This is a genomic window from Pseudomonas sp. NFACC46-3, assembly GCF_900114515.1.
GTDB classification, from domain to species: Bacteria; Pseudomonadota; Gammaproteobacteria; order Pseudomonadales; family Pseudomonadaceae; genus Aquipseudomonas; species Aquipseudomonas fluorescens_Q.
In genome coordinates, this window is the sequence record NZ_FOTH01000016.1 from 1 (window position 1) to 15,297 (window position 15,297).

The 15,297-nt window shown below is 60.0% G+C and carries 16 protein-coding genes; 7 read left to right on the forward strand and 9 right to left on the reverse strand.

Translation table 11 applies throughout. The features are described from left to right. Positions 1-388: 388 nt before the first annotated feature. Entirely contained in the window at positions 389-1,198 is an 810-nt protein-coding gene (locus BM300_RS16735) for an MOSC domain-containing protein (protein ID WP_092222967.1), read from the reverse strand. A 71-nt stretch (positions 1,199-1,269) separates the two neighbouring features. Beyond that, positions 1,270-2,193 carry a chemotaxis protein CheV gene (locus BM300_RS16740; RefSeq protein WP_063322288.1) on the reverse strand — a complete coding sequence of 308 codons (924 nt, stop codon included), beginning with the start codon at positions 2,191-2,193 and terminating at the stop codon, positions 1,270-1,272. Between the two features lie 482 nt (positions 2,194-2,675). On the opposite strand from BM300_RS16740, the gene BM300_RS16745 reads away from it, so the two are divergent. From BM300_RS16745 to BM300_RS16755, 3 genes are all read left to right on the forward strand, one after another. After that, complete coding sequence (locus tag BM300_RS16745; protein ID WP_092144787.1) at positions 2,676-3,146, forward strand: hypothetical protein; 471 nt, start codon at positions 2,676-2,678, stop codon at positions 3,144-3,146. Between the two features lie 233 nt (positions 3,147-3,379). Beyond that, entirely contained in the window at positions 3,380-4,273 is an 894-nt protein-coding gene (locus BM300_RS16750; protein WP_063322290.1) for a sensor histidine kinase, read from the forward strand. Continuing rightward, positions 4,270-4,929: a response regulator gene (locus tag BM300_RS16755; RefSeq protein WP_063322291.1), complete on the forward strand. Its 660-nt coding sequence runs from the start codon at positions 4,270-4,272 to the stop codon at positions 4,927-4,929. Before BM300_RS16750 ends, BM300_RS16755 begins: the two co-directional genes overlap by 4 nt. On the opposite strand, the gene yegS is transcribed toward BM300_RS16755, so the two are convergent. Beyond that, a complete protein-coding gene (gene yegS / locus BM300_RS16760) occupies positions 4,913-5,830 on the reverse strand; it encodes a lipid kinase YegS (protein ID WP_092144789.1) in 918 nt (305 codons plus the stop codon). The two genes, BM300_RS16755 and yegS, sit on opposite strands and share 17 nt — an antisense overlap. A gap of 346 nt (positions 5,831-6,176) precedes the next feature. Here yegS and BM300_RS31430 point away from each other — a divergent pair, with 346 nt between their 5' ends. Continuing rightward, positions 6,177-6,485, forward strand: a complete 309-nt coding sequence (locus BM300_RS31430) for a hypothetical protein (RefSeq protein WP_256575839.1) — start codon at positions 6,177-6,179, stop codon at positions 6,483-6,485. Between the two features lie 59 nt (positions 6,486-6,544). Here BM300_RS31430 and glp read toward each other — a convergent pair whose 3' ends face one another. Together glp and moaB are read right to left on the reverse strand one after the other, a co-directional pair. After that, a complete protein-coding gene (gene glp, locus BM300_RS16770; protein ID WP_170862069.1) occupies positions 6,545-7,732 on the reverse strand; it encodes a molybdopterin molybdotransferase MoeA in 1,188 nt (395 codons plus the stop codon). A gap of 22 nt (positions 7,733-7,754) precedes the next feature. Next, a complete protein-coding gene (gene moaB / locus BM300_RS16775) occupies positions 7,755-8,294 on the reverse strand; it encodes a molybdenum cofactor biosynthesis protein B (protein ID WP_063322294.1) in 540 nt (179 codons plus the stop codon). 78 nt (positions 8,295-8,372) lie between these two features. Between moaB and mobA the strand changes: the two genes are divergently transcribed. After that, positions 8,373-8,975: a molybdenum cofactor guanylyltransferase MobA gene (gene mobA / locus BM300_RS16780; RefSeq protein ID WP_092222963.1), complete on the forward strand. Its 603-nt coding sequence runs from the start codon at positions 8,373-8,375 to the stop codon at positions 8,973-8,975. 74 nt (positions 8,976-9,049) lie between these two features. Continuing rightward, a complete protein-coding gene (locus BM300_RS16785; RefSeq protein WP_003199454.1) occupies positions 9,050-9,271 on the forward strand; it encodes a YgdI/YgdR family lipoprotein in 222 nt (73 codons plus the stop codon). 976 nt (positions 9,272-10,247) lie between these two features. Here the strand turns inward: BM300_RS16785 and BM300_RS16795 are convergent. The 3 genes from BM300_RS16795 to BM300_RS16805 all read right to left on the reverse strand — a co-directional run bounded on the left by BM300_RS16795 (position 10,248) and on the right by BM300_RS16805 (position 11,859). Next, complete coding sequence (locus BM300_RS16795) at positions 10,248-11,138, reverse strand: pseudouridine synthase (RefSeq protein ID WP_092345813.1); 891 nt, start codon at positions 11,136-11,138, stop codon at positions 10,248-10,250. 71 nt (positions 11,139-11,209) lie between these two features. Further along, positions 11,210-11,530 (reverse strand): hypothetical protein, encoded by a 321-nt coding sequence (locus BM300_RS16800; RefSeq protein ID WP_063322297.1) that lies wholly within the window; start codon positions 11,528-11,530, stop codon positions 11,210-11,212. A gap of 92 nt (positions 11,531-11,622) precedes the next feature. After that, the gene (locus BM300_RS16805) at positions 11,623-11,859 is read right to left on the reverse strand and encodes a glutaredoxin family protein (protein WP_063322298.1); all 237 of its coding nucleotides are present in this window, start codon (positions 11,857-11,859) and stop codon (positions 11,623-11,625) included. Between the two features lie 189 nt (positions 11,860-12,048). Between BM300_RS16805 and BM300_RS16810 the strand changes: the two genes are divergently transcribed. Continuing rightward, positions 12,049-13,761 carry a cation:proton antiporter gene (locus BM300_RS16810; RefSeq protein WP_092144797.1) on the forward strand — a complete coding sequence of 571 codons (1,713 nt, stop codon included), beginning with the start codon at positions 12,049-12,051 and terminating at the stop codon, positions 13,759-13,761. An 8-nt stretch (positions 13,762-13,769) separates the two neighbouring features. On the opposite strand, the gene BM300_RS16815 is transcribed toward BM300_RS16810, so the two are convergent. Further along, positions 13,770-14,978, reverse strand: coding sequence for an ammonium transporter (locus BM300_RS16815; RefSeq protein WP_092463373.1), 1,209 nt, complete (start codon positions 14,976-14,978; stop codon positions 13,770-13,772). Between the last annotated feature and the right edge of the window lie 319 nt (positions 14,979-15,297).

The window sequence follows — 15,297 nt, forward strand, 5'->3', positions numbered from 1 at the left end:
CAGACGTCATGTTTGGTATCGGCCCAATCAATTCCGATATAAGCAGTGAATTTCTGAGACAAGAGCGTTTGCATTGCACACCTCCACAGACGCTAAAGTACATGCAGGAACATGCATGCTTGCGTCCAGCGAAGGCGATATAGAGAGCCGTGCCCGGCTTTCCCTGAGTGTTCGTTAGAGGGCGCAAGCGCACCTGCTGGGCTCGAAGGTGAAGCAGTAATCATCGAGATGCGTTGCAGCCCTATTCGTAGCTCGCAGGTGCATGTTCCTTCCTCGCAACAACCGGACTCCAGCGAGTATCAGTATGGGGGAGCAAGGAACGGACTACCTATATCGCAGCCCAGCGGGGATAAATCCCCTCGCCACACATTTTTGTTTACGGATCCTTTTATTCGAGCACTTCAACCGGCATGCCAACTTCAAGCCGACCGTTGCTGTCGTTGACCAGATTCTGACCGAACATCGCACCGTCCGGTGTCGAGCGGTACTGCTGCAAGGTGGCAAAGGGTTCGCGATTCGGATCGCGTTCGCCGGTTTGCGGATCGACCGTGGTCATGATGCAACGTGAGCATGGCTTGACCAGCCGGAACTCAACCTCGCCGATACGAATGCGCTTCCAGCCGTCCTCGGCAAACGCCTCGCTGCCCTCGACCACCAGGTTGGGGCGAAAGCGCAACATTTCCAGCGAACGACCGACCCGACTCGACAGGTCCTGCAAGGACGCCTGGCCAATCAGCAGCAGGGGAAAACCATCGGCGAAGGCAACCTTATCGTCATCCTTGCCATAACCGGCGGCGGTGGTACGCGCCAGATCCACCGGCACATGCACCAGGCGGGTAGGATTGCCGATGAATTCGCTGACCCAGGCCGCGGCCTCGTCACCGGCATCCGGCACACGCAAGGTGTCACGCCAGATAATCACCCCGCGCCGCTGTTCCTCCACCACTGGCGGCAGCGGCACGTCGATGGCGCCATGGCCCGGCGCGCTGAGCGTCAGGCCGCCCGATTCGTTCCACAAGGCTGAGAGCTGGCTCATCTTCGCCACGGCTCGCTGGGTCAGGAAACGCCCTGTGCCCTCATCCACCAGCATCCAGCGCCGGTCACCGTCCAGCCCGAGCTTGTCCAGGCCGATCCCTTGCAAGGACTCGCCCTTGCCGGACTTCAACGGATACCGATACAGCGCGCTCAGCCGCAACATGGTCAACTTCCCTGGTGGCGAAAAAATGCCACCTTATACGAGCCGGCCATTGAAGCAAACCACCATCGGTTTCAGTCGAGCATCAGCCGCTGGCGCACTACATCGACCAGCTTGTCCGGCTGGAATTTGGAGAGGAAGTTGTCGCAACCGACCTTCTTGACCATCGAATCGTTGAAGCTGCCGGACAGCGAGGTGTGCAGTACGACATAGAGCCCACGCAAGCGCGGGTCGTTGCGGATTTCGGTGGTCAGCCGGTAGCCGTCCATTTCGGGCATTTCCGCGTCAGTGAAGATCATCAGCAATTTATCGGTCATGACCTCGCCGGTATCGGCCCAGGCCTTGAGCATGTTCAGGGCTTTGAGGCCGTCGCTGGCGATGTGCATTTTCACGCCCAGTTGCCCCAGGGTATCGCGCAGTTGCGAGAGCGCGACGTTGGAGTCGTCCACCAGCAACACTTCGCGACCACGGGCGCGCTCCAGCACCGGATCTTCGAGCTTGTCCCGGGAGACCTTGGCGTTGTACGGCACGATTTCGGCCAGGACTTTTTCCACGTCGATGATTTCCACCAACTGATCGTCCACCTTGCTGATGGCCGTCAGGTAGTGCTCACGGCCAGCGCTGGTCGGCGGTGGCAGGATGGCTTCCCAGTTCATGTTGACGATGCGGTCGACGCCGCCCACCAGGAATGCCTGAACCGAGCGGTTGTATTCAGTCACGATAATGGTGCTGTTGGGGCCCGGCACCAAAGGACGCATGCCAATGGCCTGGGACAGGTCGATCACCGGCAACGTCTGGCCGCGCAGATTGACCACGCCGCACACGAACGCGTGACGCTGCGGCATCAGGGTCAGCTTCGGCAACTGCAGCACTTCCTGGACCTTGAACACGTTAATGGCGAACAACTGTCGACCCGCCAAGCGAAACATGAGAATTTCCAGGCGATTCTCACCCACCAGTTGGGTTCGTTGATCTACTGTGTCGAGAATGCCGGCCATTGATGACTCCTGGGCTTGTTCGGATGAATCCAATGAATGAGATATCGGCTGGACGGACCGAATCTTGACCCCCGGATAAAATACAAGCGCGGGGCATTGATGTCACATTAACATCATGCTTTACTGGCTTCATGATTTCATCTGCGATTTTTCCCTGCCACGCGACCCTCGCTTGTGTGCAAAGTTCCCCTGCCTAAGGGATTCCCCTAGGCACAATCAGGTCCAACCTGATATTCCCGTTATCCAATAGCCATTAATGTGACGCCATTCTCATTGCTGAACGGAGTCAGGCTTTTGTGCGCGACCACAGGACATCGGACCTCCAGTCCTTCGGCCGATCCCACCCGTGCAATTGTTTGCGAATTCACTTTCGCGGATCGGCAGGGATGTGTCGCCGTGCGTCCGACCGCGGTCGACCTTGAGATCCAGCCGTTCGCCATAAGCGGTTTCCTTTCGCCTGACATGATGTTGTGGAGATAAGCATGCCGAACGATCGCAGGAACTGGAGTCAGCGTCTTCCCGAGCTTCTGATCGAAGCCGAGACGCTGTTGGCCAAGTCGGAGGAATGCCTGAGCCATCTGCAATTGATCAACAACGACAAGGATGCCATCGATTGCATGCTCAGCACCTTGCTGAAACTGTCGAACAAGGCCAATGCCTTGGCGTTAGAAGCCGTTTCGGAGTTTTCACTGCACATCCATGGTTTGCTCAGTCACGCGCAAAGCCACATGGAGTTGCATGACCAGGCCTTGGACGCCCTGAAGGATTGTTTAACCCTGATGGCCTGGCAATTGGAACTGGTCGATCACACCACCGGCCAGTTGAGCCTGGACACCAGTGAACAGATCTCGTTGATCGAGGCATTCGCTTTCCAGGTAGGCCAGAGCCCCGACCAGGCATCGGCAGTGTCACGTCCGCTGGCCTTGGTACCCTACCCCCAGAAACAAGCCTGAGGCGACGATGCCGGCTCAGTGCTGCGTGCCTGGTGCGTAGCGCTTTCACCGCGCCATGCCGAGCGCGACCAACGATAGGTGAAGTGGTACTATCTCTCGCGTCAGCCACTTCAAGACAGCGCCGTAAAAGCCGCCGACCGAAGCTGCCCTCGACCTGAAACGTTTACCCGACCGGGCCTGTCAGATGCGCTGACCGGCCAGCCCGCAGCGAACATTCATTGGCTCCATCCGCTATGTACGCCAGCCTCAAGTCATTCATCACCTGGCCTCCCTCCCGAGAAAACGCCCGTCGCTTCACATTATTATTGTGTATCTGCTCGACCCTCGGCTGCCTGCTGGCCTACCTGTTCGCCTACACGGTGCCGTTGAGCCTGCTGGTACTGAATGTCGCGGCCATGACCTGTGTGGCGATCCACCATCGATTGTCACGCAAATCCATCAAGTTCCAGCCTCAGGAACTGGCCGACCGGTTGCTTGAGGTCCAGGAAAACGAGCGCCATCGCCTCAGCCGCGAATTGCACGACGACATTGGCCAGTTGCTGACCGCAGCGAAGCTGCAAGGCGAATGGCTCAAGCGGCGGATGCCGGAAGAATTGCAAGGCCAATGCGCGCTACTCTGCGAGACCCTGGACGAAACCCTCAACAAGGTTCGCGACGTATCGGCGATCCTCAACCCCCGGCAACTGGCCAGCCTCGGACTGGAAGCCAGCCTGCGGGCGCACCTGCTCAAGACGCTGGCCAATGCCCCGGTAAAGTGGAGCCTCGATTGCCAACAGCGCATGGCAGGCATCCCGGAGGAAATGTCGGTCGCGGTGTTCCGGATCACCCAGGAAGCGGTCACCAACATCTTGCGTCATGCCCGGGCGACGAATCTGCTGGTACGCTTGCAACGCCTGCCTGACGGCCTGAGCCTGCTGATCAGCGACGATGGCCAGGGATTTGTCCCGGCCACCCACCCCGCTCGCGAAGGCCAACGGGGCATGGCCGGCATGTCGGAGCGGGTCGAACAGTTGGGCGGCACCCTCAAGGTCATCAGCGAGGCCGGCAAGGGCACGCACATCGAAGCACGCTTTCCCTGGGCGCCGCGAGCCCTGGAACGAGCCAGTAAGAATAAGGTTCTCCTTTGATTTGTAATTTGCTCCTGGTCGATGACCACTCCCTGATCAGGGCCGGCGTGCGCGCGCTGGTCATGGATATCCCGGGCTATGCCGTCATTGGTGAAGCCAGCGATGGCACGCGATTGGTCGAACTGGTCGAACGGTTGAACCCCGATATCGTGCTGCTGGACATTTCCATGAAGGACACCTGCGGCCTGGACGCCTTGCAACAGCTCAAGCGGGTGCGCCCCCACAGCAAGGTGCTGATCCTGTCCATGCATACGGATCCGGCGCTGATCATGCAGGCGCTGGAATCCGGAGCCCATGGCTATTTGCTCAAGGACACCACCGCCAATGAGCTGAAACACGCCTTGGAGGCGCTGCGCAACAACGAACGCTACCTGAGCCCGGCCATCGCCCATACCGTGATCAACCAGGCGCTGACCCGCGTCCAGAAGCATCAGTCGGACCCCGCCCGGACTCATAACCTGACGGCACGCCAGCTGGAAATACTGCGGCTGATCGTGCGCGGCAAGTCCACCCGGGAAATAGCCAACGGCCTGAACCTGAGCATCAAGACCGTGGAAACCCACCGGGCGCAAATCATGAAGCGCCTGCAGATCCATGACGTGGCCGGCCTTGTGCTGTTCGCGGTTCGCGAACAGATCATCAGCCTGGACGATTGAGCGCCGTCGCGCCACCCAACAGCGGCGAATCGGACGGCAGGTGCACGTTCAGTGCTTTTGGGCGGACAGTGAAACGCAGGGCGTCTACCTGCAACGGCTCGCCATCGAGATTGATATCCAGGCCTTGCGCGACCTTGATCTCCACCCATGGCAAGCGCGCGCGGACAAACATGTTGTCGATGCCCAGGCCACCCGCCAGCAAGTCCTTCAACGTACTGACCACCTCCTGAGGCGCCGGCAAGATGCTGATGTCCAGCAACCCATCATCGGCCAACGCCTGCGGGCACAGCACGTGGCCACCCCCCGCCTGACGGCCATTGCCGATGCCCAGCGCGAGCAAATCGCCTTGCCAGTGGAAATCGGGGCCCTGCAACTCACCATAGGCGGCACTCAGCTCACTGAATCGCGACAGGCCGGTGAACAGGTAGGCCGCGCCTCCCAGGACTTTCTTGAGATCCTCGGAAGTGTTCGCCGTCACCTGGCTGCCAAAACCGCCGGTGGCCATGTTCAGGAAAATCCGACCGCAGACTTCCCCCACATCCACGGCCTGCGGCGCAACGTCGAGCAAATCCAAGGCCTGCGCAGGCTCCAACGGAACGCCAGCCGCCCGGGCGAAATCGTTGGCAGTGCCCAGCGGCAGCAGTACCAGGCTGGCTTCACTCGAATGGAGGACGATCGCTTCGGCGATATCACGCAAGGTCCCATCACCGCCGCCGGCGATCAGTCGCGTATAACCGGCCTCCAGCGCCTCATCGACGCATCGTTGGGCATCACCGGCCTCCCAGGTCAACCGTACCGCCAGGTCCCAGCCCTGCTCGCGCTTGAGCATCACTGCCGTGCGAACCTCTTCGTTGAGCGCTTGCTTGCCATGCAAAATCAACAGCGCCTTGCCTTTGCTCATCGTTGTCTCCGTCATTGGAAGGTTCAGGAAATGGGACCGCTCATTCGAGCGAAAAAGCCCGAAACATCTCAATTTATTAAAAAAGCAGGGAGGCTTGCCCCCGGGAAAAACCCGCAGGGCAGCTCGTTCGACCGGGACGTCTTGATTCGAAGAGTTTTCTTACACGATCTGGCGAATCAGCTCAATTGACCCTCTAGCGGTATTGAGACACCTTGGCCTTCTGTTTTGCTGGAACGCTAAAACCCTCTTCACACAAGGAAGCACTTACCCATGGATGGATACGTCACGGCCCGCTGGGGCCGGATCAGTCGTTTGAACAGTTATGGCCAAGGGGATGAACCGTCCCATGCATAACCGTGAATACAAGCTGTTGCCCCAGCAGCGCGCTCCCCTTGGAGGCGGGCGGGCCAATACTCAGAACGCATGCAAAAGTTGCAGTAATCCCGTTGGAGGAATTGATTTGGAACCGCGCGTCGTTGAACTGGAAACCCACCTCAAATACATCCGCAAAGACATGGATGAAATTCGCACCGACGTAAAGGTGATCCGCCACAGGCTGGCCTATTCGGCTGGCGCTGCAGCGGTGGTGCTCGGTCTGCTGGGCTGGATTGCGAACAATCGATTCGATCAGGTGGTGATGCTGCTCACACGATGAAGGTGAGAGGCGTGAAGGCCCGAGGATCCGGCTCGGGCCGCAGGACACCTGCCACGGTGCTAACCCAGGACTTCGCTCAAGGGAATGAAACCCACCTCATCGCCCTCCACCAGCGTCCGTCCCTCAAGCACTTCGACCAACCCTTCGGCCCAGGCGGCGCTGCGAAGGACACCCGAGCTTTGATTCCGGTAGATGATCGCTCGACCATTCTCCATGCGGCCTCGCAAGTATTCTCGTCGACTGCCAGCCTTCGGCCAGGCGAAACCGGCCGGCACCTTGAACATGAGCGGCGCCACCGACTTAACGCCCTGGCGTCTTAGCAGGTAGGGCCGTGCCAGCAGTGCGAAAGTCACGAGGGTCGAGGCAGGGTTTCCAGGCAGGCCTATGACCGGCACGCCACGGTAATGCCCGAACGTCAGCGGCTTACCCGGCTTGATGGCGAGTTTCCATAGCGCCAGCTCGCCGTCCTCGCGCAAGGCGATGCCCAGGAAATCCGCCTCCCCCACCGATACTCCACCGGTGGACAGGATCAGATCGACATCAGACAACTGTGCCAGGCGCTCGCGGGTGGCCGATAAATCGTCAGGCAGGATACCCGCGTCAATCACTTCACAACCCATGCATTGCAGCCAGCCACACAGCAGCACGCGGTTGCTGTTATAGATCTGGCCCGGGCCCAACGCCTGACCGGGTTCGACCAGCTCATCCCCCGTGGACAGGACTGCGACGCGAACTTTGCGCACCACTTCCAGCGAGGCACAGCCCAAGGAGGCTGCCAGCCCCAGCTCGATCGGCCCCAGGCGCGTACCGGCAGAAAGCACCTGCTCGCCGACGGTGGTCTCCTGTCCCTGGGGGCGAATGTTCTGCCCGCTGACCATGGGCTCGGTAAACCGCACCCGCTGGTCGTCTTCAACCACGGCATTTTCCTGCATCTCGACGCAATCGGCGCCAGCAGGGACTGGCGCCCCGGTGAAGATCCGCGCACACGTGCCAACCGCCAGCGGCTCCGGGGCCTGCCCGGCAAAAATCCGCTGGCTGACCGTCAACGGCTCGCCGCTCCAGTCAGCCAACCGCAAGGCATAGCCGTCCATGGCGCTGTTGGGCCATGGCGGCAAATCAAGGGTCGACACCAGATCCTCGGCGAGCACTCGCCCTAGCGCCGCGGCCAAAGGCAAATGCTCGCGCTGGACAATCGGCGTGGCAGCCGCCATCTCGAGCAGTCGCTCCAACGCGACCTCAACAGCCATCAAGGCCCCGGCCTTGCCCGGTTTACCCACGGGATTCACAAGGCGCTGCCTGTTTCAAATGAGCCACGAAGTTGCACGGCCGATGCCGCACATCCAGCTGTTCGGCCAGGATGCCATCCCATCCGGTACGCACCGCGTTGGTCGAACCCGGCAGGCAACACACCAGCGTGCCATTGGCCAGGCCTGCCAGCGCGCGGGACTGCACGGTGGAAGTGCCGATGTCGGCCACGGATATCTGTCGAAACAACTCGCCAAAGCCATCGACCTGCTTGTCCAGCAGGCACGTGACGGCTTCCGGCGTGCTGTCACGTCCCGTGAAACCCGTGCCGCCGGTGATCAGCACCACCTGCACCACGTCTTCGGCAATCCAGGTCGCGACTTGCGCACGGATCTTGTACAAATCATCTTTGAGCAGGACCCGCTGTGCCAGGTTGTGGCCGGCCGCCGTGAGCCGATCGACGAAGACCTGCCCGGACGTATCGGTTTCCAGGGTACGAGTATCACTGACAGTCAGCACCGCGATATTGAGCGGCACGAAAGGTACATCAGCCTTGGCTTTCATAGGCTCGTCCAGTTGTGAAGGAAACAGCCCGGTGTTATATCACAGCGCTTCATTTTTGCGCCCGTGCGGAGACACGCCATGACCTCGATTACGCCGCTGCCATCCTGCTCCATTCTGCTCTTGGCGGGTGGCCGCGGGCAACGCATGGGCGGTCAGGACAAAGGCCTGGTGCAGTGGCAAGGCGAACCGCTGATTGCCCATATCCATCGCCAGACCCGCGCCCTGAGCGATGACCTGATCATTTCCTGCAACCGTAATGCGCAACGTTATGCACCGTATGCCGATCAGTTGGTGCATGACGAGGAAGGCGACTTTCCCGGGCCGCTGGCAGGTATCCGGGCAGGCCTCAAGGCTGCGAAGCATCCGTATTTGCTGGTGCTACCGTGCGACGTGCCGCAGATCGACGCAGGCCTGCTCGACAACATGCGCAGGACGGCCAGCCAGCACCCCGATCAGCCATTGATGGTGCGGCACGGCGAGCATTGGGAACCTCTGCTGTGTGTCATCCCATTGGCCCTGGCAGCGAGCTTCGAAAAAGCCTGGAGCGACGGCGAACGCAGCCCCGGTCGGGTTATGCGCGCGTTGCACGCCGTTGCCTTGCAATGCCCTGCCGACGACCCACGGCTGGCCAATCTGAACACCCCGGAGTTACTGGCCCGACATAAAGGCGTGTCAGATTGACACTAGCCAGGAACTTGCGCGCAATGTATACGTCTGAAGGTCAGTAACTTGAAGAATCCATTCGGAGAAACACCATGACACAACGGACCCTCGCCACGTTCATGCTCGCTCTGGGCCTCGCCACCCTTGCCGGGTGCGCTTCGCCAACAGTGATCACCTTGAATGACGGTCGCGAAATCCAGGCCGTCGATACCCCTCATTACGATGAAGAAAGCGGCTTCTACGAATTCGAGCAACTGGATGGCAAGCAGACTCGCGTGAACAAGGATCAGGTTCGTACCGTTAAGGATTTGTAATCTGTAACGCTGCTGCCCTAAGTCGCTAGAAAAAACGGCGCTTCCTGAAGAGGGGAGCGCCGTTTTTTTTGGGCTTGGTTTTGGGTGTATATCCGTTGCTGCGGTAACGGCCACTTAGGGTTCCGCCCTGACGGCGGGTCACTTTCGAAAAGCGCGAAAGTAACCAAAGCGCTCCTGCCCCACCACTCGGTGCCTCGCCTAGGCTCGGCATGCCTGAACGAAGGCATTGCTCCGTGGGCCGCCGCGAAGGGCCATCCATGGCCCAGCGCGGCTAACCCGGCATCCATGCCGGGTTGCCCACTGCGCAATACCTTCGTTCAGCCAGCGTGGTTAACGGGGCGCCGAGATCAACGTCCACCACGAGGCGGCCTGATAGCCGACCTGGTTTAGGTGGGACCGCGTTTCTCCTGTGGGAGCGGGCTTGCTCGCGAAAGCGGTGGATCAGTTTGTGAAGATGTTGGATGTGCCTATGTCATCGCAAGCAAGCTCCCACAGGTGATCTTGGGTGTTCATAAGTCTTATATTCACCACAGGACCATTGTGGGAGCGAGCTTGCTCGCGATAGCGGTAGCTCAGCCCCGAAGATGCTGGCATATGTCCCGCTCTTGCTCTTGCTCTTGCTCTTGCTCTTGCTCTTGCTCTTGCTTTGGATTTTGATCTGAACGCCCCGTTAAGCCACGCTGGCCGAACGCAGGCATTGCGCAATGGGCATCCCGGCATGGATGCCGGGATAGCCGTGCTGGGCCATGGATGGCCTCGGCCCACGGAGCAATGCCGAAGTGAGGGCATGCTGAGCCTAGGCGAGGCACCAAGTGGTGGGGCAAAGCGCTTTTGGTCACTTTTGGCGCTCTTCTTCCAAAAGTGACCCGCCGTCAGGACGGAACCATAAGCAGCCGTTACCGCAGCAACGGATATACACACCATGCCCCAAACGGAAAATCAAATCCACTCACCGCCTTGGAGCTGGGTTCACTGACTACCACTGCAACGTAATGTCGCTCTCAAACACACGTTTCAGGCCAGTAACCGGATCAACAAAACGCAACCCTTGAGCCAGCAGCTTCAAAGGATTCGAGTAATCATCCTCAACATCCCGAAGCACATCAGGATAAAACGGATCATTGCAGATCCCCGCCCCAAGGGCATTCATGTGAACCCGCAACTGGTGTTTCTTGCCCGTGACCGGATACAAGCCATAGCGCCACAACTCGCCGTTCCTTTCCAGCACTTCGATGGCCGTTTCGGTATTGGGCTCGCCCGGTCCTTCCTGCATCCGAAAGAACGGCTCACCATCGATCATCCGGCTTCTATGCACCCGGGGAAAGGTCAACCCAGGCAACGCGCGGGCAATGGCCTGGTAGCGCTTCTCGATCTGCCGTGTCGGGAACAACGACTGATACACCGAACGGGTGTGCGGGTTGGCCGAGAACAACACCAGCCCGGCCGTGTGCCGGTCGATGCGGTGCAAGGGCACCAGATGGGGGTTGTCCAGGCGCCGGATCAGCCGGCGCAACAAGGTTTGCTCGACGTATTCGCCCGCCGGAGTGACAGGCAGAAAATGCGGTTTGTCTGCTACCACCAAGTGCTCGTCGGCATACAGGATCGACTCCACCACCGGGATCGGCTTCTCGTCGGGCACTTCACGGAAGTAGTGGATGCGCAGGCCTTCACGGTATGGCAGGTCGACCTGGATGGCCTTGCCCTCCCCGTCCAATACCCGACCCCGAGCGATCCGGTCCAGCCACTGCTCGCGACTGATGGCGCTGAAATGCTCGCACAGGCACTCCAGCACCGTCTGCCAGGAACCGGGCGGCAGGTACAGCGTACTGGCCTGATGATGAGCGGCGGAAAACGATGAACCGGACATTGAAAACTCTTAGGCATTTTTGCGAGGCGGTATTATCCGACAGTCGCACAGGCCAGCCCAGCAATGATTGCTCACGTGGTGACCGACGTCGATTTTGCCGCAGCTTCGGTGAACTCCTTCAACCAGCGCAGCACTTCCACCGCCTCCCAGCGACCTGGATCGTACAACGCGTACAACAGGCCCTGGTAACCCACCACATCCAGCTGTTTGTGATAGCCGGCACGCTGGAACAACGCTTCAATCTCGGCGAAACAGGTGTTGAAATGCAGTTTATTGAAGGGCGTCTTGCCTTCGGTAACCAAGCCATCCAGGCGCAGTTCCAGGACTGCCTCGCGCACAACGTCCGCGGACATCCTGTTCACGCTGCTTTTCAGTTGTTCGACATTGACCAAGGGGATGCACTCCAGATAACTGTATGCACATACAGTAACCGAAGCACGATACTTTCGCCAACCGCAGTATCAGGAACTGACAGATGAGCTGCTCAACCGAGAAACTTCACGATCTGTTCGGCCTCGAAGGGCCAGTCCAGCTCGGCACCGGTATCCAGCCTGCGCAGCACGGGAATACGCAGCCCATAACTGTCCACCCAGGCTTCGCGTTCTGAAATGTCCACCAGCTCCACCAACAATCCATGTTCGACGAGAGGCATCAGTTCAGCTTCAGCTACTTCGCAAAGATGACACCCCAGGGTGCCGAACAACTGGCATTCAGGAAGCATGGCGGGTAGACCCAAAAAAGATAGACGGTCATTCTAGGCCCGACCCGGGAAACCGTCGAGTCGCTGGCTCGCTTCAAGGTGTTTCGGTAAAACGCTGATGCAAATCACTGAACGTCAATGCCTTTCCAGCGACGCTTGTCGCATTTTCCCCTCTACGCTGTGCGTTGTAGCCTTGAAACGGAGTTCCCCTTGTTTGCCAACCTGCTGATCATCCTTGCTTCGTCCCTGGTGGTCATCGCCTTGTTCAGACGGCTGCGCCTGCCACCCGTGTTGGGTTATCTCTGCGTCGGGCTGGCGGTCGGGCCCACCGCGCTGGACTGGGTCAACGACAGCGAAGAACTGCCAGACCTGGCCGAGCTCGGAGTGGTGTTCCTGCTGTTCTCGTTGGGGCTGGAGTTTTCCCTGTCGAAAATGCTCGAACTGCGTCGGGTCGTGTTCGGCCTCGGCAGCCTGCAGGTGCTGTGCTCAGGGGCGGTCCTGGCGGGATTGCTGGCGTTGGCCGGCGCCCCTGTGATCGCCGCGTTGTTGCTCGGCGCAGGACTTGCCTTGTCCTCCACCGCCATCGTCAGCAAGGAGTTGACCAGCCTGGGAGAAATCTTCAGCAGCCATGGCCAGAACGCCATCGGAGTGTTGTTGTTCCAGGACGTTGTCGCGGTGCTGTTGTTGACCCTGGTGCCGGTATTCGCCGGCAGTAGCGACCATCCATGGTATTGGGCACTGCCCTTGACCTTGGGCAAGACCCTGGTTCTGTTCGGTGGTCTGCTGCTGGCTAGCCGACTGCTGTTGCCCCGGCTATTCCATGAGGTGGCGGCGTCCCGGTCCGCGGAACTGTTCGTGCTGCTGGCCCTGGTGATCGTGTTGCTGACGGCATGGCTGACCCACCTGCTCGGTTTGTCGCCAGCCCTGGGAGCGTTCCTGGCCGGCATGCTGCTGGGGGAGAGCCACTACCGGCACCAGATCGAAGCCGACATACGTCCGTTCCGAGATATCCTGCTGGGGCTGTTCTTCGTCAGCATCGGCATGCTGATCGACCTGCAGTTGTTCCTCGACGACGGCTTGTTGATCCTGGGATTGACCATCGGCCTGATGCTCATCAAGGGCTGTGTGGTCGCCATCTTGGTGAAATGGCGCGGCAGTGACGTTGAAACCGCCTGGCGCAGTGGCCTGGCGCTGGCCCAGGGCGGTGAATTCTGCTTCGCCCTGATGGCCCTCATGCAGCAGAACCGCCTCATGCCCGCCGACATCAGCGGCCTGCTTCTGGCCGCGACCTTCTGCTCGATGCTACTGACGCCCCTGTTGCTGCGTGCGGCGCCACGCATCGCCGCGCGCCTGCATCGCAAACCCAACGAAGAGGCGCAACTGGACCAGATCAGCGCACTCAACGCCGGCCTGTCGGGCCATGTGGTCATTTGCGGCTACGGCCGCGTCGGTCAATCCATCGGGCGGTTCCTGCGTCGCGAAGGCCAGGCGTTCGTCGCCCTGGATGACGACCCGGTGATTATCCGGGAAGCCACCGTCGGGGAAAACTGCGTGCATTACGGGGATTCGCGACGAGGTGACCTGCTTGCGGCCGTTGGCTTGAGCCGCGCCAGACTGCTGGTGATCGCGGTGGACAAGACCGACATCGCCATCACCGTGCTCAAGGCGGCCCGCCAGGTCAATCACCAGGTACCGATCCTGGTACGCACCCGTGACGACAGCCAACTGGCCGAGTTGCAGGCTGCCGGGGCCAGCGAAGTGGTCCCGGAACTGCTGGAGTCGAGCCTGATGCTGGCCTCCCACGCCTTGATCATGCTCGGCCTGCCCGAGCAGCAGGTCCGGCATCATGTGGACCAGGTTCGTCATGACCGCTACCGCCTGCTCCATGGCTTTTATCCCGGCAACCAGGACAAGGAGCCCTAGTTTGACGCTCAGTCCTGGCTGACCGCGCCGATCCTGTGAATCGACAGGTCGGCGCCGTAATACTCTTCTTCCTGGGTCAGGCGCAGCCCCAGCACGGCCTTGATCGCGCCATAGACCGCGAACCCACCGACCAGGGCGACGACAACGCCCAGCGCCGTGCCGATCAATTGGCTGACCAGGCTGACCCCACCCAGGCCGCCCAGGGCGCTCTGGCCAAAGACGCCACAAGCAATGCCGCCCCAGACACCGCACAGCCCATGCAGCGGCCAGACGCCGAGCACATCGTCGATCTTCCACTTGCCCTGGGCCGCAGTGAAGCACCAGACAAACAAGGCACCGGCAATGGCCCCCGTGACCAGCGCACCGACCGGGTGCATCAGGTCGGAACCGGCACAGACCGCCACCAAACCGGCCAGCGGGCCGTTGTGCAGGAAGCCCGGGTCATTGCGTCCGACAATCAATGCCGCCACGGTACCGCCAACCATGGCCATCAACGAATTGACCGCCACCAGCCCGCTCACCCCGGGCAAGGTCTGGGCACTCATCACGTTGAAACCGAACCAGCCGACAATCAGGATCCACGAACCCAAGGCCAGGAATGGAATGCTCGAAGGCGCAAACGCCACCAGGCGACCGTCCCGGTAGCGGCCATTACGCGGGCCGAGCAAGAGCACGGCAGCCAACGCCAGCCAGCCGCCCATGGCATGCACCACCACGGAGCCGGCGAAGTCATGGAAACTGGCGCCGAACCGGGCTTGCAGCCAGGCCTGCAGGCCAAAATTGCCGTTCCAGATCATGCCCTCGAAAAACGGATAGACAAACGCCACGATCAGCACCGTGGCGCACAACTGCGGTGCGAACCGGGCACGTTCGGCAATACCACCGGAAATGATGGCCGGGATCGCAGCGGCAAAGGTCAGCAGGAAGAAGAACTTCACCAGGCTATAGCCATGATCGACGCTGAGCGCCGCCGCCGGTTGCAGGAAGGTCACACCGTAGGCAATCCAATAGCCTATAAAGAAATAGGCCAGGGTCGAGACCGCGAAATCGCTGAGGATTTTCGACAGCGCATTGACTTGGTTCTTTTGCCGGACCGTTCCCACTTCAAGAAACGCAAAGCCGGCATGCATGGCCAGGACCATGACCGCGCCGAGCAGGATGAACAGCGTGTTGGAGCTGTGGACCAGACCGTCCACGGCGTTTTGCATATTTTCCATGGTATGGGCAGACCTGAAAAAGTTGAAAAAAGCACCAAACCGGTTCGCCAGCCTTGCGAGCGCACCAAGTTGAAACGACTCATTGGCCGTACGCAGGCCGACGAACCGCTTTGGTGCGCAAGAACGGTCAAAACGAAATCCCGCTTGGAGGTGCTTCGCGGGTTTTGATTATTTGGGTTAAGGTTTTTCGGGCTTTCGCCCAGCTTCAGCGCACTGGCGCAGGTTGACGCACCAGTACATGGCAAAAACCTGAGCAAAAGTTGTACCAGTCACTTGTACTGAACCTTCCAGCAAGGCTCATACTCGAACGTTTCAGACG

Bases quoted from the DNA above. Each gene is read 5' to 3' on its own strand.
- glp (WP_170862069.1), bottom strand. From the start codon at position 7,732: ATGGCTGTTGAGGTCGCGTTGGAGCGACTGCTCGAGATGGCGGCTGCC.
- BM300_RS16785 (WP_003199454.1), top strand. From the start codon at position 9,050: ATGACACAACGGACCCTCGCCACGTTCATGCTCGCTCTGGGCCTCGCC.
- BM300_RS16750 (WP_063322290.1), top strand. From the start codon at position 3,380: ATGTACGCCAGCCTCAAGTCATTCATCACCTGGCCTCCCTCCCGAGAA.
- BM300_RS16805 (WP_063322298.1), bottom strand. From the start codon at position 11,859: ATGCTTCCTGAATGCCAGTTGTTCGGCACCCTGGGGTGTCATCTTTGC.
- moaB (WP_063322294.1), bottom strand. From the start codon at position 8,294: ATGAAAGCCAAGGCTGATGTACCTTTCGTGCCGCTCAATATCGCGGTG.
- BM300_RS16745 (WP_092144787.1), top strand. From the start codon at position 2,676: ATGCCGAACGATCGCAGGAACTGGAGTCAGCGTCTTCCCGAGCTTCTG.
- BM300_RS16740 (WP_063322288.1), bottom strand. From the start codon at position 2,193: ATGGCCGGCATTCTCGACACAGTAGATCAACGAACCCAACTGGTGGGT.
- BM300_RS16815 (WP_092463373.1), bottom strand. From the start codon at position 14,978: ATGGAAAATATGCAAAACGCCGTGGACGGTCTGGTCCACAGCTCCAAC.
- yegS (WP_092144789.1), bottom strand. From the start codon at position 5,830: ATGAGCAAAGGCAAGGCGCTGTTGATTTTGCATGGCAAGCAAGCGCTC.
- BM300_RS16795 (WP_092345813.1), bottom strand. From the start codon at position 11,138: ATGTCCGGTTCATCGTTTTCCGCCGCTCATCATCAGGCCAGTACGCTG.
- BM300_RS16735 (WP_092222967.1), bottom strand. From the start codon at position 1,198: ATGTTGCGGCTGAGCGCGCTGTATCGGTATCCGTTGAAGTCCGGCAAG.
- mobA (WP_092222963.1), top strand. From the start codon at position 8,373: ATGACCTCGATTACGCCGCTGCCATCCTGCTCCATTCTGCTCTTGGCG.
- BM300_RS31430 (WP_256575839.1), top strand. From the start codon at position 6,177: ATGCATAACCGTGAATACAAGCTGTTGCCCCAGCAGCGCGCTCCCCTT.